Source organism: Isoptericola croceus (assembly GCF_029382255.1).
Taxonomy (GTDB): domain Bacteria; phylum Actinomycetota; class Actinomycetes; order Actinomycetales; family Cellulomonadaceae; genus Isoptericola; species Isoptericola croceus.
The window spans coordinates 1262399-1282300 of record NZ_JARLLG010000001.1 but is presented as its reverse complement, the minus strand read 5'-3'; the positions used below and the strand labels follow the sequence as shown (position 1 = coordinate 1282300).

The window sequence follows — 19902 nt, the reverse complement described above, 5'->3', positions numbered from 1 at the left end:
CAAGGCCCAGCAGGCCCGACACAACGCACTCGCCGAGGCCCTCACGTCCGCCGGCCTGGCCGGCAAGATGGTCGCGGACCTCTACCCACAGCTGGGCAAAACGCAACACGGGCTCACCGCAGCAGCCACCGCCATCCGTGGCCACACCGACCTGGCCAACCAGCTCGCCGCTGCTTCCGGGGTAGGACTTGTGAGCAAGTACGCCACCGCTGTCAGCAGCAACCCGATGAGCAGCATCCTCAAGGCCCAGCAGGCCCGACACAACGCACTCGCCGAGGCCCTCACGTCCGCCGGCCTGGCCGGCAAGATGGTCGCGGACCTCTACCCACAGCTGGGCAAGACGCAACACGGGCACACCGCAGCAGCCACCGCGCCGACGCACGGAGCAGCGATGAGTCCGTTGGCAGCACTGCGCGAGCTGGTGCTACTTCTCCCTGTGAGCCGGCGCTTGACGAAGTCAGAGTGGACGTTTCTGGTGCAGTTCGTCATCTACTGGTACACCTGTTTTAGCGCAATCATGTCGCTTGCGGAACGCGCGATCGGCGATGAGTTCGCCGGTGAGGCCTCGGTCAGCCAGTTTGGTGCCGTCATTTCGCTCCCGGTGGCCTACGTCGTGGCAGCCGCGCTGACAGGGAGACTCGGGGACTCGGACGGCGACTCTAAAGACGCATAGTCGGATAAAACGACCCCTATCGGTACTGCCCCGTATCGCGCTGAGCGACCCTCAGGCGCACCCCATCGGCCCCGTCGATCTGCTTCACGAAGAAATGCTGACCCGGCTCCGCGGTCAGGACCATCCCCTGCATACTGCGGCCAGGGATCGGAACCTTGCGCTCTCAGGCCAGGAGGCCGCCGGGCGCGCATTTATGCACCACCAGGGCTCCTCCACACCGTTGTCGTCGGCCAACGCGGCGGCCACCCATGCAAAGGCGACGAGCTCGCCTGCTCCGTCGAGCCGAGGTCTGTGCACCACGGAGAAGAACCGGTCTCGCAAGTGGTGGCCTGGGCCGAAGCGGTAGGACTAGTCCCACGTCGACTGGTCGTGAAGGTGGGTCATAGTCGGTAGGCGTTGGCGTGCGAGGTCAGCGATTGCGGGCACGTCATGTTGGCATCCGATGCGTACCCGCAGGTGAGGGTCGCTCTGCGCCACACTCTCGCTCATATCTCCAGAATCTACCCTTTGACAAGATTGCAGCAGCCGACGAGCACCCTCACGGTATCGACAAGTTCTGTCCTCAGGATCCGCCCATGCCACTACATTAATGTCGGCGCCGGCTGTCACTATGTGGTGATGCGTGGATCACCTGGTCCACGTACCACCAACAGGAGGAATCACATGACCGACATGCGTGTGACGCACAGTGGCAAGGACCGGCAGGGCGACATCATCTCGATCGGGGTGAAGGACCAGTGGGTGGAATCCGCGGAGACCGCAATCAAGAACATTGAGCTGGGGCGGGCACGGTACTACGTGCCGTGGCAGAGCGGCTCGACGTGGATCAAGGTCGTCAACGGCACCACCGGGAAGTATCTTCGGACGGACCGTGACGGTACCGCGCGCAACAACCTGGATGACCTGCCTGATCTGTGACGGGCGTCCTGCCGAGGCCTAGTCGGCAGGACCACCTCGTCCTGGCAGGACGGTAGTACAGCTCGGGGCCATTCGCCTAGGCGGGTGGCCCCGAGGTCTTCCCGGCAACTCAGCCCTCGTCACAGAAGTTCAGGGTGTCAGCCTCCACGAGCGTGTCGACGGACGGTCGACTCGCTGATGCCAAGCGCTCGCGCCACGACGGCCGCGGACTGGCCCTCGGCGAGCAAGGAGGCCGCTGCCGCCCGTCGGTCGGGAGTCATGACGGTGGGGCGGCCGCCAACTCGCCCTCGAGCCCGGGCGGCCGCCAGGCCGGCGATGGTTCGTTCGCGAATCAGGTCGCGCTCCATCTGGGCCAGCGCGGCAAGCATGTGGACCATGAACCGGCCTGCGGCGGTCGAGGTGTCGATCTGCTCGGAGAGTGACCGCAGGGCCACACCTCGAGCGTCGAGGCGTGTCGTGAGCTCGACAAGATGGGCCACCGATCGGCCCAATCGGTCCAGCTTCGTGACCACGATCGTGTCGCCGTCCTGGACCTGCTCGACGAGCTCGGCTAGCACCGGGCGGTCGTCCCGCGCACCAGAGGCGGTCTCGACCATGATCTGCCGGCGATCGACGGCCGCCGCCATGAGCGCATCGAGCTGAGAGTCGAGGGTCTGGCCCGCTGTCGAGACCCGCGCGTAGCCGAACGTCATCGCCATGCCGGGACTCTACCGAAAACGCCTCCGTGGGGTTTTGACCGAAACACCTTTGGACGCCGGCTTTTGACGGATGCGCCTGCCCGCCACGCCAACGAGCGCGCAGCGACGGCCGACGTCCGTCACAAACGGTCGGTTTTGAGTCGGGGCGAGCGGTCGCCGGCGCGAGCGCAAGCGCCGTAGCAGGGGATGGTCCGCGGTGACGTCGCGGCCCTCGGATTGGCGGACGCGGAGGCCGGAATGCCGTGGCCACGGAGCCAGGCCGTCGGAGAGGATCGGGGCGTGGATCCTCTCGTTGATGCCGCTGCGCTCGTCGCCGACCGATACCCGCTTGCCCGGTGGGCTCTGGTGACGGGATCCGTAATGGACGAGTCTGCACGCACGGCCGGGTCGGACCTCGACATCGTGGTGTGCCTGCCGGACGATGCGGCGGGTCATCGTGCGTCGTTCCGGTGGCGCGGCTGGCCGGTCGAGGTGTTCGCGAACCCTGAGGCGGGCCACCGGTGGTTCCTTGAGAAGGAGACGGCTCAGCGGAAGCCGACGCTTGCGCGGATGATCGCCACCGGTGTCCAGGTCGCAGGCGCGCCAGGGGCGGCCGAGATGTACCAGGCCGAGTGCGGGGCGCTGCTGGAGGCTGGCCCGACGCCGTCGGACACGGCGCTGGAGGACCTGCGGTACTCGATGACCGATCTGCTCGACGACCTTGCCTACGTCCGCGACTCCGGGGAGGCGACCGTGATGCGGCACTTGTTGTGGGAGCGGACGGCGCATCTGGCCCTGGCAGCGATGGGGCGGTGGGACGGCGGTGGGAAGTGGCTGTTGCGCGAGCTGCGCGCGTGGGACCCGGTCTGGGCCGTGCGCTGGCTCGGAGCACGGGACGACGGCGAGGCGCTGGTCGCTCTCGCGAAGGACACTCTCGAGGTGGCCGGTGGGCCGGTGTTCGAGGGGTACCTGCGGGCCGCGCCGGTCGTGTACGCCACCGGGCTGCATGGTTCTGGTCGTTCGGCCCCGTCGCGGTAGACAGGTTTGCGCTCGGAATCGGCCAGTTTTGGAGCGCTGAGCGGGGCTGGTCACACAAGAGCTCTGTCTGGTGCCGTCCGAACGGTCGGCTCCGATGTCTGCGGTCCGGGTTGGCGCGCGAACGCGCATGCTTCCGGTGCTCGGCTAGCTAGATTGGGCTAGTGCCGACGACTACGTCACCATCCCTGTCCGACGACATGATCCGTCTGCGGTCCTGGCGCGAGGACGACGCCGACGCGCAGCTCGCCGCGTTCAACGACCCGGTCTTCCGTCAGTTCTCCGACTGGGCCCCGTCCGACCGCCAAGGCATCGTGAACCGGATCCGCGCCGTCCATCGCCAGCGCGAACAAGGCACGGGCATCAATTGGGCGATCGTCGAGACTGCGGCGGTCGATGTGCTCGGTGAAGTGTCACTCAACGGCATCGACCACGAGCACGGACGAGCGAGCATGGGGTACTGGTTGGCCAGCGCTGCCCGAGGGCGCGGCGTCGCAACGCGCGCCGTACGCCTCGTCGCCGGCTGGGCGTTTTCCGACCTGGAGCTGTCCCGTCTCGAGCTCACCTGCGGACCTGACAACGTCGCGTCCCAACGTGTCGCCGAGCGGTGCGGCTTCCGACGCGAGGGTCTGCTGCGATCACACCTTTCGTTCCAGGGCAGACGCCGCGACAGCCTTGTCTACGGGCTGCTGCCGGGCGAGCTGACCCGGTAACCACGTCATTTAATCGCCAGTCTCGGTCGACCCTGGGCTCAGTCTCCGGGGCCCGTGGACAGCGCCCATCCCACGAGGACCCCGTCGGTGACCGTCACCGGGATCACCTTCGTGATGACGGCCAGCGGCAGGTCGCCGCCGTAGACGTGGGGGAAGGGCGTCGGGTCGTCGGGGTCACCCGGTTCCTCACGCACCTCGAGCCCGTGCTCCAACAGCAGTACGGGGTCGATGCCGAGGGCGACCATCGGGCCGGTGACGTCGTCGTAGACGAAGCTCGTGACCAGCGCGAGCTGGTCGGCGTAGGAGCCGTGGAGAAAGCCCACCTGCTCGATCGACGCGCCGCGGGTCGACTCGCTGAACACACCCCGCAACTGGGCCTGCATCCAGGTGTCAGGGTCGGTCAGGTGCCAGACGGTAGGCATCCGACCACACTAGAGGTGCGACGGGATCTGGCCCGGGTGATCCGTGACACGTGGGGCAACCGCCATACCTCTGGGCCCAGTTGTAGCGATCCACAGCGCAGAGCCATCGACCGAAACCCGTGACCGGAACCGCGGCGGGCCGAAACCACGTTCCGGGTGAGCACGGGTTCCGGTCCGCCTCCCCGCGCCCCAGCGACAGCCTCCCCGGAAACGATCGTTTCCGGACATGCCTGGCGGGGTACGGCGTGCCATCATCAGCCGATGGGTGCAACGACCAAGAAACCCCCGCAGCGCGCAACGCCTGTCGGGCGCGATCTTGCGAAGGTGCACCGGTTCGCCAAGGACCTCCTTGCCCAGCACGGCCTGAGCGACATCTGGTCAGTTTTCTGGGCAGAGTCGTTGGAGAACAGTAACGGCGGCGGGGCCACGCGCACTCACACGAAGCGCATCGTCTTCAGCGCTGCCCACATCGCGCTACTGGCCCCGGCCGAGCGACGCGACACGGTTCGCCATGAGGTCGCGCACGCCATCGTGGGAGCCGCGGCCGGGCACTCAGAAGCATGGAGGAGCAAGGCCATCGAGCTGGGCGGCTCTGGCCTCGCGCAGCTCACCCATAGCGCGCTGCTGTACCCGTGGTACGGAAGATGTCCCGACGGCCACGCCTTCACCTCGGTCCGCCCGCCAGCCTCGACCGGATTCACCTGCAGGGACGATTCCCACGACGAACCCGTCGAACTGGAATGGTGGGAGAAGAACGCCAAGTCTCGGGCCCTCGACCCCGGCGTCAAGAGGATGGCCGAGGAATTTCCCGAACCCGAGCCCCCCGCACCAGCGTTCAGCGTCGGGGAGACGGTCTACCTCGTCCCGTTCGGGCACAAGCTCGACAACGCCCCGATGACTGTGGTTGAGGTGAAGGCGCGGCAGTACGTCGCTCACCATGCTGACATGGGGGAGGACTTCAATGTGGACTTCGAGGCAGTCGCCGCCGCGCCCGCCGAGTGACCGCGCATGCCCCGCCGAGAGTCAAACATGACGGGCGACCGCAAGCTACCGATCCGCAGCCCTGAAATCGGTACCTTTGGCCACCGCGCGCTGCCCGGTCGATAGCAATGTCAGCCCGTGCAGCCTTGACGAACCGCTAAACGGGCGAGGCCCTTCTGGGTGCCGAACGACTGCCCCGGGCGCAGGCTAGCGCCGACGCCGACGGCTCCTGGTCTGTCAAGATCGAGCCGTGTCCGACAAGCCTCCGCGGTTCCTCTCCGTCAAGCAGGTCGCCGACGAGCTCGCCGTCACCCCGGCGCAGGTCTACACGCTCCTGAAAAGCGGTGAGATGCCGGCGATTCAGGTCGGGCCGAAGCGTGTGTGGCGGATCGAGCGGGTCAAGCTTGAGGAGTACATCGAGCAGCAGTACGCCGCCACGAGGGCTGCGGTCGCCGCGGGCGATGTCGCGGACGAAGAGGGCGAGGACTGATGCCGGCGAGCTTGGTTCAGATCCCGCGGCTCGCGTGGCTCATGGCTCGAGCCTTCACTTCCTCTCGCTTGGCGGCTGTCGCTTCGGTGGCGGCCTGTGCGGTGGTCCTCGTGCCGTACGCGTTGACCCGGTCGCTCTACGTCTCAGACGACGGCGACGGCATGATGATCCTGGCCCGGTGGCGACCGGCTCTGGAGGCAGCATTCCCTCTCATCGTGCTCGCCCCGCTGGTGGCGATCTTCGGGTTCCTGGGTCCGCAGCTCTTGCCGGTCAGTGCGGTGCTGAGCGCCTTCATCCCGCTCTTGGTCGTGCTCCTCGGCGCCGTGATCATCGCGAGTTCGGGCAGCCCTTGGGAACGTGGGAGGTCGGCGGTGAGACCCCAGGCGGGCGGCGATGGCATGTCGGCGCGCTTGCCCAGCGGTCTGGCACGCGGCTTTCGGCCGTCCTGCTGGCCCGGCGTCTGATCGAGGGTCTGCCGCCGGGTGACGTTGCTGTTGCCGTCACCGGAAGTGATGACCTGCTCCGCGCCTACGTCCGCGCGGGCTTCGCCCAGGGCGAGGGACGTCGCATCTACCGGATGGCCTGAGCGGTGGCATACCCGGGGCGCCCCGTGCTTGAGGTACTGCCGGCGTTCCGCGGCGACCTCAAGAACGGTTACAACCCGTTCCAGCTGCGGCGGTTCGACACCTTCGTCGCCGAGCAGTACCGGGAGGGCCGATCGCTGCGGGAGATCGGCGAGCTCACCGGTCGCACCCAGACGGCGATCCGCCGGAGCCTGGACCGCACTGGCACACCCCGACGACCGCGTGGGGCAAACCGACTCGACGGCTAATCCGGTCGGTTCTGAAGCAGGGTGAAGCCTTGTCGAGATTCACAAGAGGGCGACTCCATACGGAGGTGGACGCCAACGCCCTGTGGTGCGGTCCGCCTAGGCTCGGACCATGTCCCCACTCGTCCGGTACATGAAGGCTTGGGTGGCCAACGACCCCTCGCAGATCGCCGCGGCCGTTGCCACTGAGTGCACCATTGCGGAGTGCTACGGGCCGGTCTACAGCGGCCGGGACCGGGTCAGGCAGTGGGCCGAGACCTGGCTGGCCGCAGGCGGCATCGTGCACGGTTGGACCATCACCGACCAGTTCGCCTCTGGGAGTCGTGAGGCCGCGCAGTGGGAATTCGAGTGCACCTGGGGTGGCAATCGAAGCCGCTTCGAGGGTGCGACCGTGTCCCGCAGCTCTGAGGGCCTGATCGTCGAACTCAGGGAATTCCAGACGACAGCCGCCCTCTACGACTGGCACGGCGAGTGGCGGTAGGCCGCACCGAGGTTCCCCGGCGAGGTACAGGCGCCGCGGCTGCCAGGATGGCGGCATGGTCGCCCGTGGGTCGATTCACCGGCCACACCCTGACCGCGGCGAACCTCCGCGACCGTATAGTTGCCTGGTGCGCTCGACGTTCGGCCACCACTACCTGCCTCCCGACAAGGGCCAGCTGGAGGCGGCGCTCGCTAGCGACGCCATCGTCGCGTTCGACACGAACGTCCTGCTCAACCTCTACCAAGCCTCACAGTCGGTGCGGGACTCGTTCTTCCGGGTGCTCGATGCGCTCGGAGACCGCCTCTTGCTCCCGCACCAGGTCGGCGTCGAGTACCACCGCAACCGCGTCAAGGCGATCCAGGACATCGACGCCGAGTACAACGCGCTCATCAGGAAGGGCGAGGAGCTCGCCGACGCCGGGCGGAATTTCGCGCAAGGGCGCGAGCGTCGCGACGCAGACTCCGTGGACGATGTTCGCGGGCTCATCAAGGAAGCCACCGAGAGCCTCCGCCTCGAGCTCGAGAAGCGGCGCGACCAGGATCCGCACCGCGTCGAACCCTCGAATGACCACATCCGTGATCGCTTGGAGGACGCCTTCGACGGCCATGTCGGGCGCGCCCCGAAGCCGCGCAAACTTGCACGACTCGTGCGCGACTTCGTCGAAGTCCGAGTCCCGCTGGAACTTCCGCCCGGTTTTGAGGACGCGAAGCGGAAGAGCGACCCGGCCCGGGCGGCCGGCGACTACCTGATCTGGGAGGAGCTCCTCGCCTGCGCGAAGCGCCGGGAACAGGACGTCATCTTCGTCACGGACGACATCAAGCCGGACTGGTGGCGCAAGGGTGGCAACGGCAGCCCCACAGTCCCTCACCCCAGCCTGGTCTCTGAGTTCGCCGCTTCGACCGGCTACGACTACTTCCAGCTCACCACCTCCCAACTCCTCAAGAAGGCCGCGGCACTCGACGTCGACGTGAGCGATGCAGACGTCGAGGAAGTCGAGGCGATCCAGGCCGCGGCCAGCGCGGCCGAAGCCGCCCTCGAACAGCAGCTCAGGGAGATGCGAGAGATCTACTCGCAAGCACTCGACTACAAGGCGATCACAGGACTGAACCCGGACATAAGCAGGTCCTTCATCAGCCGCATCATCGGAGACGAACCGCTGTTCGACTTCGTGCCCAAGATCGACCTCCCGGTGCCCAAAGACCGACATGAGCGCAGGCAGCAGAACGACCAGCCCGAGGCGGACGAGCGCCCCAGCGGCGAGGAGCCGTCGGAGAACGAGTCGGAGAACGACCGCGGAAGCGATGGGGTGGGCTGACCCGCAGGCCGTCGGACAGAATCCTGCCGGGAGCGCGGGCCGCAGTATCACGGGAAATCCTGGCACGGCGCCGTGTATCGGCGCAGTCACTGCCGGACGGTGGCGCGTGGCCTGGTGCTGTCACCGGCGTCCGCACTCGTGGCACAGCAGCCGGTCGTCGTCCTGCGCTCCGCTCGCTCGGCCGGGTCCTGAGTCAGCGCTGGTCCGAGCCTCGAGCCGCGGCCGTCAGGTCGCGGCTCGGCAAGGCGAGGACGCCGAGGACCGGTCACGTGCGCCTGGCACACCATTCCGCTCACGTCTCGCGCAGCACCTGGGGGGCGTCTACAGGACGTTCGACGATGTCGTGGGTGATCGCGGCGGCGAGCTGGTCCGGGTCGTCGCGGTCCGGGCCGAGGGCCACCGGTCGCTCCCAGCCGGCGTGGGTGCCCGCCGCGTCACGCACCACGTCGCGGGACGACCACGGCTGACCCGGTCCGGGCTGGGTGTAGTACCGCTGGGCGCCGTCGTCGTGGGTGAGCACCACGCTCGCCGATCCGTCGGCCATCGACCGCGACCACGACACGCGGTGGTCGTCGACCCGGGCGCGGACCTGGTCGGCCAGGCCCGCCAACGGCTCGCCCACGACATCCGTTCCGCCGTCGGCCTCGGCTACCGTCTTGGTCGCGAACTTCCCGTCACCCGATCGTGGGTGCGCGGACTCGGTGAAGGTGTTCATGCTTGGTGTGTTGACGGCTGCGCCGCGACGGCGACCGCGGCGCTCACCACCGCTCTTCGTCCTCAGGGATGTCGGCCAGTCCGGCCTGGTCGGTCGTGCCGGCGCTCTGCAGTACCGCCACCGAGACCGGGACGCCGGAGACCCGGGTGCCCTGACCGATCCGGACCCGGACCGACCCCGAGGCCTGCTTGCCCTTGGACACGACCTCCTCACCGACCGTCGGGCTGGTCAGCTCTTCGTCGACCACGGCCGACCATGAGGTGCGCTCAGCGGTCCCGTGCGGGATCAGCTCAGGGTGCGCCGCCATCGCGGCGCGGAACGCCGCCGCTTTGTCGAAGATGACGACGTCGTCGCCGCCATTGTCCGTGACCAGCGTGCCGATCGTGGGCCCGGAGGGACGCAGGTCACCGTCGGTGCCCGAGGGGCGCCAGCCCAGCCGGGTCGAGGCGTACGGGTCCTCGGGGTACGGCGCGGCGGTCGCGTCGTCGCCGGCCAGCACGTGCGCCTTGCCCGCCGCGAGCGTCGCACCCAGGGCACGCACGAGGGACGCACCTGGGCTCAGGTCCTGGGAGTCGGCGTTCGTCTCGGCGAGCAGGTCGGCGACGTCGTCGCGCAGCTCGTTGAGCAGCCGCAGCTCAGCGGCGTCGATGTTGGCCTGGTCGGCGATGACCTTGAGCCACCACAGCCCGAGCGCCAGGTCGCCGGCAAGCCCGGCGTACCGTGTCGGGTTGTCGTGGGCGATGTGGGCGAAGCGTGCGGTGATCCGCTGCTCGGCGTTGCGGGCCAGGGCCTCCTGCGCCTCGCGGGAGACCTCGTTGACGTAGTCCCACCCTTCGGTGGCGGCCATCTGGGCGAGGTACATCACCATGTGGCCCACGACCTGCGACAGCTCGCCGGTGTCGTCACGCATCTTGACCAGCTCGTCGGTCGGCGTGCGCGAGCTCGACAGCGCGCCGCGGCCGATGCGCAGTATCACCATCCGGTCGCGCACCGAGGCCACCGGGTGGTCGTTCTCGGCGGTCGCCACGAACAGCGCGTGCGGGTCCGGGGTGTGGCGGCTGGTCAGGTCCTGGGTCATGCGCCGCTTGCCGGTGCCGTTGTGGATCGAGCGCACCAGGTCACCCAGGCGTGACATCTCCATGTCGGCCTGTCGCGGGTCGGTCGAGGGCGCGAAGTCGTCCGCCACCCAGATCGGGGTCAGGCTCAAGGCATGCTCGATCGAAGCCATGGTGTCCTTGGCCGCACCCGGCAGTCGGTTCTCGGTCCAGATACCCGGGTAAGGCTGCCACGGCGACATGATCATCGAGGCGGTGAACGACTTGCCCTGCTTCTTCGGCCCGACGCAGAACACCGAGCAGCGCGAGCGCTGCGGGGCGACCGGGCGCAGGGCGGCGGCCAGCACCGCGGCGGCGTGACGGCGGTTCGTCCAGGCCCCGCTGCGTGCGTAGACGTCCAGCACCTTGGTCACGTTGGCACGCAGCAGCGCGTCGCCCTCGGGGGTGCCGGGCATCGCGGCCGGCAGCTGCAGGCCGAACTTGCTCGCCCCGGACAGCTTCGCCTCGTTGACCGCGCTGGCCGCCGCCTCCGGCTCGAGCCCCGTCGCGCCGAGGACCTGGTCGCCGACGACGAACACCGGCGAACCGCCTGCGTTGGGCACCCAGCCCATGCGCGACCAGGCCGTGCGTGTCAGGGTCTCGTCGGCGCGGTGGGCCTTGATCGCGGAGAGCCAGTCGACGCCCTTGCGCGGCGGCCAGTGCGGGTGCGCCTGCAGCTCGGCGGGCACCTCACCGCCGCGGCGGTGCCACTCGCCGGGCGGGTCCGAGAGCAGGGTGACCGGACCGCGCACGACGCAGGTGATGACCTGGCCGTCGGACGAGCGCCAGAACAGCTCGATCTCGCAGGCGGTCTCGAAGCCGCCGACCGGCTCGCTGTCGACCGCGCCGGTGTCCATCTCCCGCGGCGAGGGGGCCCGGTGGATCGTGATCGAACGCACCCGCCCGGCGATCGCCACCCGGGTCTCCCAGCCGGCCCCCGTCGAGGCACCGGAGATCGGGTCGGTGCGCTGTGCGCACTCCTCGACGGTGGCGGCCTCCTCGTTCACCCGCCACTCGCCGATCTGCAGGTCGGCCGGCCGGGCCGGCTGTTCCGGCAGGCGGCCGGTGAGCATCTCTGGCAGGTCGGACACGTGCCCGTGCAGCGCAAGGTAGTCGTCGACACCAACCTTCTCGCCGTTGGGCGTCTGGACGCCGGACAGGTCGACCAGCAGGGGTGTGCCCTTCTTGGCGGCGACGAAGTCGAACAGCTCGTCGGCCTGCTTCCAGACGTTGTAGTTCGTCGCGACGTCACCGTCGAACGTGATCCACACGTCGCGGCCAGCCATCGACAGCGACTTCCACTCGGGGTGGGACCGCCAGTTGCCGACCCCGGCCACGGCGACCACCAGGGGGTGCTGGTCGGGGTCGAGCAGCTCGATCAGCCGGGCGAGCATCGTGCGGGCCTCGGCCGCGGTGGCCGGCACGCCTGGCGCGGTCGGCGAGGCCGGGTAGGCCAGGTCCTCGGGGTCGTCGACGACGTCGAGGAGCATCGCGCTGAGCAGCGAGTCAGCCTTGAGCAGGCCTTCGACGAACGCGATCGGACCGGCGGTGTCCATGCGCTTGCTCGGTACCGCGGGGTGGACGTCCAGCGCGGTGCTCGCCCCGGCGAGGAAGACGTACTTGGCGGGCTCGCCCTTGGCGTTGATCAGCGGTGCGGCCGGGCGCAGCTGGTGGGTGTCCGGCACTGGCGCGGTCACTGCGCGCTCCTCGGCGGCGCGCGAGCTCATCCGGTACCAGGGCATCAGCAGCGCATCGCCCTTGGCGGCTGCCAGCTTGAGCTGGCGCCCGTCGCTCTGGCGCCCGTCGGTGCCCAGGCTCGCCGCCACCGCGGCGACGGTGGACGGGTCGAACGTCCGGTAGCCGCGGGCGGCAGCGACCAAGGGTGCCACCCCGGAGCTGGCGAGCTTGTACGCCCCCGAGCCGGTCAGCCCGTCGCCGGGCAGCCGGGTCGCCGCGTCGGTGTCCGGGTCGGCCACCGTCGCCACGACGGCGTAGTCCTCGGGCGTCCAGGGCGTCAGCAGGCGGTCGTGGTTGGTCATGTGCGTCCCTGTGGGGCCGGGGGCGGTGGTGATGGCGCCGGCCGGTGGCCCGTGGTGTCCGGGGGTGCTCGGGCGTGCTCATGCCCGGGGTGTTGACAGCGATTCGGCGTGGGTGACTGGTGCGGTTGGTGGCGGCGTGTGGGGGTGACCAGTCGCGACTGGGCAAGCCGGGCAGGGTGTTTTTGCAGGTGGGGCCGCAAACCTGGCTGGGACCGCGGAGGGGCGCCCAGCGCGGGTGTCGTGCGACTGGGCATGTTGGTACACACTCCTGGCAAACCTGTTGCTGCAGGTCAGAGTACATATTTGGAGGTGACGTAGATAGATAGATAGATAGATGACCAGTCTGACCAGTTAGTAGATATATATATAAGAGACTCTCGCATCATTCATTCAGTCCGTGTCCCTGTCTGACTCACTAAAGAATGAATGATGTCTGGGTCTCTATGTATCTGCTGTGGCGACTGGGCAGCGGGGCACCCCCCGTTTTTGGGCATGTTTCTGCTGTCTGACCTGCGGCGATGGGTGCCCAGCGGCGACTGGGCACCACTGGGCACCCTCTGCCGGTCGGGGCGCGAAAACCGCGTGTGACCTGGGCGAAGATGCTCCGTCAGGGTGCCCAATCGGACTTAGCGCCCAAGCGGGGGCGACTACGACATGGCGGGCACTGGACGGGCCGCCGGGCTGCGCGACGACGCGCGAGGCCCGCGCACGTCCGCAGACGGATTCTGGGAGGAACCCGGAGATTCGGACACCGGCCCTTCCGCGGCGCTACCCGCGGCAGCAGACGCCCCGCGGACCACAGTTCTGGGAGGAACCGGGAGATTCGGACAGCGACTCGCAGACGGCAGCCCAGAGGCCGTCGCCCGAATGCAAACGGCATCTTGCGCAAAGCGGACAACCGGACAGAGGCGTCCGGTTGCAAGGTCTTCGCCGACGCCCGACGAGCACTCGCCCAACAACCCGCAGCGGACCTCGTGCGACCGCTGCGCAAACCGTTCAGAAGTCCTCGTCACCATCGGGATCGAGGTCCATGTACTCGCCGTCGTCGATCGCCGCAGCACCCACCGCCTCGTCCAGCGGCCCCCAATCGACCGTCCGGCCCACCTCGACCATCGCCGCCACCACCGAGTGAGCCATCCCCCGCGAGACCGCGAACGGATCATCGCCGCCGACATAGGACCGGCGCCGATGCATCGCCCACCGCACCGCCTGCGCCCCGGCGACGAACAGCTCGCCGCCCGCGCGCATCTGCCGACCCTGCGGCACCAGGTCATCGACCACCCGCGCGGTGGCGAACAACATCTCGCGGTCGTCAACGAACTGCGCCGCAGCATCGTCGGCGTCACGGCTGCCATCAGCCAGCACCCGGTCGTAGACCACCGCCAACGCGTCCGCCGCCTGGCGCCGACCCGCCCCGGCGAACCCGAGCACCGCGGCAGCGTTCGCGCGCAGCGGCTGCGCCAACGCCGCATAGGCGATGTCCGCACGCAGGTCCCCGCCGGCCATCGGACCCAGCACGTCGGTGGCGTCCTGCACGGTGCCGAACCGCCGCCCGGTACGCGGCGAGACCGCGCCGGTGCGATCCGGCGGACGCGGGATGTCACCGTGGGTCATCTGCTGACCGTCGCCGACCATCCGAGCCGACAGATGCCGCCACGGGTCAGACGCCGGCAGCGTCGCCAGCACGTCGGCAACGACGCCGGCGAACCACCACCGCGACCACACGGGTCTTCGCGAGCACAACGTCAACATCGCCGAATCCAACTCGGCGCGGTCCAGTGCGGGGACCAGCGCATCGTGTTGCGCCACGATCCACCGCACGGGGTCCGGCCCCGGATGCTGGCCCGCCTCCTGCCCAGGCGTCGTCATTCGATTCGAGCTCCACTCTCCTGTGGCGTGCTGACCGGCCCTCGAGCGGGGACCGTTCCCCGCTGCGCCGCCATGGGCCGGATGCCCTCCTGTACAAGGTCTCAACCATGATCCACGACCGCGGCCGCACAGGACAGACGAACGCTCCGTCGATGCGCGTGTCTTCACCCACACGACCCGGTCCCCCAGGAACGGGCATGAGTACCTCAGACCGCGCAGCACTCATCTGCCTGCCCCAGCTTGCCGACGTCCTGCGTGCCCACGGGCTCGACATCGTCGGCGGAAGCGACGACTTCCGTGCGGACGCCAACGCCACCCGCGAGGCGCTGTCGTCCGGTCCGCTGACCATCATCGCCGCCGACGCCCCCGCCCCCGGGATGCGCGCGTGGCTGACCAAGCACGCCACCGCCAGGACGCCCGTGACGCTGGTTCGCGTCGCCGACGGCTCCGGCGTCGAGATCCCCGGCGCCGACCAGGTCGCACTGCCGACCCAGGTCGACGAGCTGCTGGCCACCGCCGAGCTGGCGATGCTCGGTGGCGCGGTCGGCGCTGCCACGATCAGCGCCGACGGTTCCCTGGACGTCCCGGCGCCCGGTCCCTCCACCGCTCCCGCGTCCGACCCGTGGGCGACCGAGCCCACTGCTCCGGCTACGGCTCCCGCCCAGCCCGCCATCGCCGCCCCGCCTGCGAGCGACCCGTGGGACGACCAGCCTGCTCCCGCGCCACCGGCGCCCGCACCGGCCGCATCCGCCGACCCGTGGGCGAGCCCGTCGCCGTACCTGCCCGAGGACCTCGCCCCGACCCCGCCGCCCGCTCACACAAGCACCCCCGGCCAGCACGCCGCCGCACCGGTGCGCCCGGAGCCGGCAGCCCCCGCCGCACCCGCGCCCGCCGTCGTGCACGACGAGCCCATCGACACCGGTGCGATGTTCACGACCGCCGCGACCACCCGCCGGCCCGCCGCCGGACAGGTCGCGATCACCGTCGCGGGCAAGGGCGGCGTGGGCAAGTCTTCCTTCGCCGTCGCCATCGCCGCCAAGGCAGCCTCCGCCGGGCTGCGCGCCGTCGTCATCGACGCCAACCGCGGCCAGGGCGACCAGTGGAAGTACCTGCGCGTGCCCGCCTCGCAGTCCGTGCCGAGCATCTACGACGCCGCCGTCGGGCACATCAGCTACGACGACCTCATCCTGACCCCTGACCGGCTCAACCCGGTGCGCCCGGCCATCGCCGACCCGCTGACGTTCTCGGTCGTGCTCGCGCCGCCCGAGCACCTGTCCGACCCGGACGTCGTCACCACCGACGTCTACGCCCAGGCCGTCCAGGCCGCCCGCGCCGCCTACGACCTGGTCGTCATCGACACCCAGATCGTGGAGGCCACCGACACCTCCGGACTCATCGACGGTCTGGTCGTGCCGCTGCTGCGCTCCGGCGCCTGGGCCGTGGGGATCTCCGACACCTCCAAGCCCGGCATCGACAACCTCATCTCGAGGTTCAAGGCATTCCGTGCCGCCGGCGTCGACCCCGACCGGATGCTGGTGACGTTCAACCGGATCGGCGCAGACCTGGCCGTCGACCCCGCCCAGCTGCGAGCCCTGTTCAGCGGCATCGGGTCCTACGCCGGACACGTCACCGAAGACACCCGGGTCATGGCTGCGATGAACTCCGGGCAGTCCCCGGCCGAGATCCCCACCCTGTCCGGGGTGCTGGACCACATCTGCTTCGCCGTCACCGGGCACACCGACTTCGACCCGGACCGGGTGATCCCCGAGCCCGAACCCCGTGGGCTGCTGGCCCGCCTTCGTCGCCTGGGCCGCTGACATGGCGGCCACCGAGCGGTGGCGCGACCAGGCGGCCTGCCTCACCGAGGACCACGAGCTGTTCTTCTCCACCCAACCCCGACGAGCACCGGGCCAAACAGATCTGCAGGACGTGCCCGGTGACCGAACCCTGCCTCGCTCAAGCGCTGGAGGTGCCCGAGCGGTGGGGCGTCTGGGGCGGGCTCGACGAACGGCAACGTGCCGCCCAGCGCCGCCGCGCTTCCGCCAGACGCAACTCCGACAGGAGGTCGGCCGATGCCGCATGACCCCGACGTCGCCGACCTGTTCCGACGTGACGAGCGCAAGGCCGCCCGGCTCGCCCGGTCCCACCGCAAGGGTCCGCGCTACAGCTTCGACGTCGCCGCCCCCTCCTTCGAGGCAACCAGCACCCCGGGAGCACACGTGCCCGCCACGATGCCGTCCACCCCGTCGAGCGCACCAACCCCCTCAGCCCGCCCGACGGCACTGCGCCCCGCCGGGCACGCCCTCGCCACCAGTACGGACCGCCAGGCACCGGCCTGGGTCGCGCCCCTCGCCTTGTCCCTCGTCTCCGTCGGCGCCGTCGCTGCCACGACCTCGACCCGCACCAACAGCACCTACGGCGCGCTGGCAGCCGTCGTGGGCGCCCTGGTGCTCATCGCGGTCTGGATGCGCTGGCGGCGCATCAGCCACCTGACGGCGGTCGCACTGGGCGCGGTGGCGACCGTCGTCGTCGTGACCTGGTGGGCGCCCGGCGTCGTACCGCTAGCCGCCGCCGCGATCGCCGCCGCCTGGGCGCGATCCGACCGCACAACATCCGACCCGCAAAACCTGTGACATCTGCCACCCGCAGGCGTCTACCCGCCGAGACAGCAGCGACCTGGAGGGAACACCGATGAACGCGAAGCGCCACACATGGCTCGACGGTACGTGCGAGCTCATCGCCGCCGTGCGCCACGGCCGCGACGCCGCAGCGCTCCTGGACGCACCCACACCTGCCGCCGGCGCCGTCGTGGTGTGCGAGGCATGGATGTGGCGCATCGCTGCGATCAGCGTCGGTCGCAAGGACCGCGACACCGACACCGGCGGCCGGCTCCAGCTGCCCGTCGGCCTGGACTGGACCGAAGGCACCGTGCACGTCGTCGACGCGGACGGCGACCCCGCCTCGTTGCACTTCGTCTTCGCCGGGCTCGGACACACCGGCACCGGCACGGTCACGGTGCGGATCGACCCCCTCGCCGACGAACAGCTCACCGACCACGACGCCCACGGCACCCCGGCGCGTATCACCGCACCCAGGCTTCGCCGCCGCGACCTGCAGGCCCGGCTGCGCGATCTCGTCGAAGCCGGGCAGACCGCCCGCTGGTACCTGCGCGAGCGCTTCGAGCCGATGGTCACCGGCGCCCTCGTTCGCGCCAACGGCATCGTGGCCGCCGAGGTCTTCGCCGAGGACGCCGAGCGCCGGCACGTCCTGGACACCGAGTCGCTGCAGACGGTCGCCACCCGCATGACTCTCGGCGACAGCCGAGACACGGCCCCCGAGACCCCCACCGGTCGCGCCCACCCCGCCGCCACCGACAAGCGCACCTACATCGACCGGCTCATCGACCGCTGCCTGATCCCGGCCACGTTCTCCGGCGTCGACCCGCTGATGTACATCTCGCGCGACTTGAACCGCACCGCCGAGCACCGGCTGCGCGAACACATCTGCGACCCGCGCCACGGCCGGATCGTGCGCCGCATGCTGCGCGAGCGCGAGCTGAACAGCATCGACGATCTCGTCGCGGCCTACAACGAGACCTACCCGTCGCGTCGTATCTCACGCACCGCCGCCCTGGCGGCTCTGAACCCGATGAGCACACCCCAGGTGATCCCCTCCGACATGTCGCGCGAGGTCGACCGCGCGACCTCGAGCACATGGGAGGCGGCATGAGCACGTTCGCCCCGGCCTCCGTGACGCAAGCGCGCTCCGCCCTGGCCGCCGCGCGCCGCCACCGCGCCGAGTACCTGATGTCGATCACCGAAGGTCTCCTCGAGGTCGGCGACCTGATCAAGGCAGCCAGTGCCCCCGACGGGCACCCCCTGCTGGTCCTGCGACTGCACCAGGTGCTGCTCGCCCAGCCCGGCTGGGGCACCACCACCACCGACCGGACCCTGGCCCGGCTGGCGGGCGCGCTCGGCGCCGAGCTGCCACCGCGAGGCCGTCTGACCGTCGCATGGCTGCTCGACCCCCGCAGCGACGGCTCGCGCTACCTCGCCTGGTGCGAGGCGCTGCGCACCGACCGGACCCAGCCGCCGTGGCCCGGGTTCCCCCACACCCCAGGACCTCGCTCGACCTGGGCCGCGACTCTCAGAGCGTTCGACGAGGAGGCGACACGATGACCGGCCCCTGGAGCGACCCGGACCTGCAGGCCATCGACGACATCGCCTGCGCCGACCCCGCCCACCATGAGCGGATGGTCGGTGACTTCCTGACCGAGCGCATGGCGCTGTTCACGCGCATCGCGGTCAAGCTGTGCCGCCGCTACGGCCTGCCCGTGACCGAGCACCGCGACGACGTGACCTCCATCGTGACCGAGCACGCCTGGACGATGGTTGCCGACTACGTCGCACACCCCGACAAGCTGCTCGGCGTCGGCCACTTCGCCGGCCTGCTCTACTCCGCCGTGGCCGGCAAGGTGCGTTCGCACGCCCACTCCGAGTCGGGACATGCCCCGGCCGCCGGCATGGCGGGGGTCCTGCGTCGTCGCGGCGTCGTCGCCGCCGAGCGCAGCAAGCTCGCCGACGAACTGGGACACGAGCCGAGCCGCGACCAGCTCGAGGAGCGACTGGTCGCCAGGTACCCCGGCACGGGTCAGCCCCGGGTGGCCGACTTCGTCGACCTGAGCGCCAACGAGATCGCCGACCACCACCACGTCGAGTGGATCGACAACTCCGAGCACCTGCTGCACCCGCACGAAGCCGCGTCCTTCATCTCCCGTGTCATCGACTCGGTCCGCCGCGCCGGCGACGCCAACCAGGCGGCCGTCGCTATCGCCTGGCTCGGTGGGATGTACGCCGCCGGGACGGGCGAACCAGCGACCAACCGGCAGATCGCCGACGAACTCGCCCTACCCATCTGGAAGGTGCGCCGCATCGTCGATGACCTGCGCGAGTTCGCCCGCAACATGATCGTCACCGAGCTCGGGATCGAGGACCCTGAGCGGGTCGCACCAGAGTCCGCAGGTTCCCCCGACGACCTCATGGAGCCCGGCGATGGCCGCTGAACCGCTGGACGAGACCCAGTCGATCCTGATCGGTGCCACCTACCTGCGTGCCCACCGCGATGGTCTCGCCGAGGACATGGACGACCTGCACATGGCCTTCGACGCCGACGAGCTGCTCGACGCTGTCGCCTACGCAGCACTGGTCGCGGTCGAGGCGACCTGCGGATCACGCGGCCTGGACACAATGGTCGAGACCTTCGCGCGTCGCCAGTTCGAGCAAGAGGCCACGAGGTGAGCCGCGGCGACAACGTCATCGCCTTCCCGATCCAGCCGCGCGACGGCGACGACTTCGAGGCTTCGCTGACCCGCCACCACCCGGACGAGCTGGCCATCGCCGACCTGCTGGCGCGCACCCACCAGCGGTGGATGGCCACGGGCCGACGCGACGACGTCCTGCGTGGCGCACGCGAGGGCTACGCCACCGCGCTGTCGGTCCTGACCAGTGAGCACCGGTCGGTGCCCGAGACGACCTCACGGATCCTGGTCGCCCTGTCGCACGGCGTGCACTCCCCCACCGAGCTGGTCGACGTCGCCCACGGACGCCGCGCCCGCTGAGCTCACCGTCCGGCGGCGTTGGGAGCCCCGACGG

The 19902-nt window shown here is 69.7% G+C and carries 23 protein-coding genes; 18 read left to right on the top strand and 5 right to left on the bottom strand.

The genetic code is table 11. From position 1 onward, the window contains the following. Both PZC42_RS05965 and PZC42_RS05960 read left to right on the top strand, forming a co-directional pair. Positions 1 to 673 (top strand): hypothetical protein (locus tag PZC42_RS05965; RefSeq protein ID WP_277209238.1); only part of this gene is annotated, 673 nt, incomplete at its 5' end. Positions 674 to 1336: 663 nt separating this feature from the next. Further along, complete coding sequence (locus PZC42_RS05960) at positions 1337 to 1591, top strand: DUF3892 domain-containing protein (RefSeq protein ID WP_277209237.1); 255 nt, start codon at positions 1337 to 1339, stop codon at positions 1589 to 1591. A 137-nt stretch (positions 1592 to 1728) separates the two neighbouring features. Here the strand turns inward: PZC42_RS05960 and PZC42_RS05955 are convergent, their stop codons facing one another. Continuing rightward, a complete protein-coding gene (locus tag PZC42_RS05955) occupies positions 1729 to 2289 on the bottom strand; it encodes a recombinase family protein (RefSeq protein ID WP_277209236.1) in 561 nt (186 codons plus the stop codon). Between the two features lie 360 nt (positions 2290 to 2649). Between PZC42_RS05955 and PZC42_RS05950 the strand changes: the two genes are divergently transcribed. After that, complete coding sequence (locus tag PZC42_RS05950; RefSeq protein WP_277209235.1) at positions 2650 to 3306, top strand: hypothetical protein; 657 nt, start codon at positions 2650 to 2652, stop codon at positions 3304 to 3306. Between the two features lie 197 nt (positions 3307 to 3503). Then, positions 3504 to 4016 carry a GNAT family N-acetyltransferase gene (locus PZC42_RS05945; RefSeq protein WP_277209234.1) on the top strand — a complete coding sequence of 171 codons (513 nt, stop codon included), beginning with the start codon at positions 3504 to 3506 and terminating at the stop codon, positions 4014 to 4016. A gap of 38 nt (positions 4017 to 4054) precedes the next feature. On the opposite strand, the gene PZC42_RS05940 is transcribed toward PZC42_RS05945, so the two are convergent. After that, complete coding sequence (locus PZC42_RS05940) at positions 4055 to 4438, bottom strand: DUF952 domain-containing protein (protein ID WP_277209233.1); 384 nt, start codon at positions 4436 to 4438, stop codon at positions 4055 to 4057. 261 nt (positions 4439 to 4699) lie between these two features. Here PZC42_RS05940 and PZC42_RS05935 point away from each other — a divergent pair, with 261 nt between their 5' ends. The 6 genes from PZC42_RS05935 (at position 4700) to PZC42_RS05910 (ending at position 8534) form a co-directional block, all read left to right on the top strand. Next, positions 4700 to 5440, top strand: coding sequence for a SprT-like domain-containing protein (locus PZC42_RS05935; RefSeq protein ID WP_277209232.1), 741 nt, complete (start codon positions 4700 to 4702; stop codon positions 5438 to 5440). A gap of 229 nt (positions 5441 to 5669) precedes the next feature. Beyond that, entirely contained in the window at positions 5670 to 5909 is a 240-nt protein-coding gene (locus tag PZC42_RS05930) for a helix-turn-helix transcriptional regulator (protein WP_277209231.1), read from the top strand. A gap of 68 nt (positions 5910 to 5977) precedes the next feature. Next, entirely contained in the window at positions 5978 to 6373 is a 396-nt protein-coding gene (locus PZC42_RS05925) for a hypothetical protein (RefSeq protein WP_277209230.1), read from the top strand. Between the two features lie 146 nt (positions 6374 to 6519). Beyond that, the gene (locus PZC42_RS05920; protein WP_277209229.1) at positions 6520 to 6741 is read left to right on the top strand and encodes a helix-turn-helix domain-containing protein; all 222 of its coding nucleotides are present in this window, start codon (positions 6520 to 6522) and stop codon (positions 6739 to 6741) included. Between the two features lie 109 nt (positions 6742 to 6850). Further along, the gene (locus PZC42_RS05915) at positions 6851 to 7219 is read left to right on the top strand and encodes a nuclear transport factor 2 family protein (RefSeq protein WP_277209228.1); all 369 of its coding nucleotides are present in this window, start codon (positions 6851 to 6853) and stop codon (positions 7217 to 7219) included. Between the two features lie 127 nt (positions 7220 to 7346). Then, a complete protein-coding gene (locus tag PZC42_RS05910) occupies positions 7347 to 8534 on the top strand; it encodes a PIN domain-containing protein (protein WP_277209227.1) in 1188 nt (395 codons plus the stop codon). Between the two features lie 292 nt (positions 8535 to 8826). Here the strand turns inward: PZC42_RS05910 and PZC42_RS05905 are convergent, their stop codons facing one another. From PZC42_RS05905 to PZC42_RS05895, 3 genes are all read right to left on the bottom strand, one after another. Then, complete coding sequence (locus PZC42_RS05905) at positions 8827 to 9249, bottom strand: BRCT domain-containing protein (RefSeq protein WP_277209226.1); 423 nt, start codon at positions 9247 to 9249, stop codon at positions 8827 to 8829. 43 nt (positions 9250 to 9292) lie between these two features. Further along, positions 9293 to 12382 (bottom strand): toprim domain-containing protein, encoded by a 3090-nt coding sequence (locus tag PZC42_RS05900; RefSeq protein WP_277209225.1) that lies wholly within the window; start codon positions 12380 to 12382, stop codon positions 9293 to 9295. A gap of 996 nt (positions 12383 to 13378) precedes the next feature. After that, the gene (locus tag PZC42_RS05895; RefSeq protein ID WP_277209224.1) at positions 13379 to 14251 is read right to left on the bottom strand and encodes a hypothetical protein; all 873 of its coding nucleotides are present in this window, start codon (positions 14249 to 14251) and stop codon (positions 13379 to 13381) included. Positions 14252 to 14448: 197 nt separating this feature from the next. On the opposite strand from PZC42_RS05895, the gene PZC42_RS05890 reads away from it, so the two are divergent. From PZC42_RS05890 to PZC42_RS05855, 8 genes are read left to right on the top strand one after another with little or no spacing between them, the layout of a single operon-like run. Continuing rightward, positions 14449 to 16068 carry a nucleotide-binding protein gene (locus tag PZC42_RS05890; protein WP_277209223.1) on the top strand — a complete coding sequence of 540 codons (1620 nt, stop codon included), beginning with the start codon at positions 14449 to 14451 and terminating at the stop codon, positions 16066 to 16068. Then, positions 15966 to 16334, top strand: coding sequence for a WhiB family transcriptional regulator (locus PZC42_RS23590; RefSeq protein ID WP_306574024.1), 369 nt, complete (start codon positions 15966 to 15968; stop codon positions 16332 to 16334). Before PZC42_RS05890 ends, PZC42_RS23590 begins: the two co-directional genes overlap by 103 nt. Beyond that, positions 16324 to 16884 carry a hypothetical protein gene (locus PZC42_RS05880; protein ID WP_277209221.1) on the top strand — a complete coding sequence of 187 codons (561 nt, stop codon included), beginning with the start codon at positions 16324 to 16326 and terminating at the stop codon, positions 16882 to 16884. The genes PZC42_RS23590 and PZC42_RS05880 overlap by 11 nt, the downstream gene beginning before the upstream one ends. Before the next feature lie 58 nt (positions 16885 to 16942). Continuing rightward, positions 16943 to 17980: a hypothetical protein gene (locus PZC42_RS05875; protein ID WP_277209220.1), complete on the top strand. Its 1038-nt coding sequence runs from the start codon at positions 16943 to 16945 to the stop codon at positions 17978 to 17980. Then, positions 17977 to 18429, top strand: a complete 453-nt coding sequence (locus tag PZC42_RS05870) for a hypothetical protein (RefSeq protein WP_277209219.1) — start codon at positions 17977 to 17979, stop codon at positions 18427 to 18429. Before PZC42_RS05875 ends, PZC42_RS05870 begins: the two co-directional genes overlap by 4 nt. Further along, positions 18426 to 19313 (top strand): hypothetical protein, encoded by an 888-nt coding sequence (locus PZC42_RS05865; RefSeq protein WP_277209218.1) that lies wholly within the window; start codon positions 18426 to 18428, stop codon positions 19311 to 19313. The genes PZC42_RS05870 and PZC42_RS05865 overlap by 4 nt, the downstream gene beginning before the upstream one ends. Next, on the top strand, positions 19303 to 19548 hold the full coding sequence (locus PZC42_RS05860; protein WP_277209217.1) for a hypothetical protein: 246 nt from the start codon (positions 19303 to 19305) through the stop codon (positions 19546 to 19548). The genes PZC42_RS05865 and PZC42_RS05860 overlap by 11 nt, the downstream gene beginning before the upstream one ends. Next, positions 19545 to 19868 (top strand): hypothetical protein, encoded by a 324-nt coding sequence (locus PZC42_RS05855; protein WP_277209216.1) that lies wholly within the window; start codon positions 19545 to 19547, stop codon positions 19866 to 19868. Before PZC42_RS05860 ends, PZC42_RS05855 begins: the two co-directional genes overlap by 4 nt. Positions 19869 to 19902 lie beyond the last annotated feature (34 nt).